Source organism: Pseudoalteromonas sp. SIMBA_162 (assembly GCF_046535955.1).
Classification (GTDB): domain Bacteria; phylum Pseudomonadota; class Gammaproteobacteria; order Enterobacterales; family Alteromonadaceae; genus Pseudoalteromonas; species Pseudoalteromonas marina.
In genome coordinates this window covers 1-229 of the sequence record NZ_JAWJBQ010001381.1, presented here as the reverse complement: position 1 = coordinate 229, position 229 = coordinate 1, and the positions used below count along the sequence as shown (strand labels likewise).

Genomic DNA, 229 nt, shown 5'->3' with positions numbered 1-229 from the left:
CGTACATCGAGGAAGTTCGTCAGGCGGGGCTGGAGTTATTCAGCGAAGAAAATCTGCAAGTTCTGAGCGAAAAACTGGAATTTGACGCCTATCTGACGCTACTTCGTCAGTGCGATCTTGGTTACTTTATTTTTGCCCGCCAGCAGGGCATTGGTACGCTGTGCTTACTGATTCAGGCGGGCATTCCTTGTGTGCTTAACCGGGAAAATCCGTTCTGGCAGGATATGAC

General features: G+C 49.8%; 1 protein-coding gene. It reads left to right on the top strand.

Annotation, left to right across the window (positions count from 1 at the left end; all coding sequences use genetic code 11):
• On the top strand, window positions 1-229 hold a 229-nt coding region (locus tag R0J88_RS24130; protein ID WP_410901476.1), incomplete at both ends, for a TDP-N-acetylfucosamine:lipid II N-acetylfucosaminyltransferase.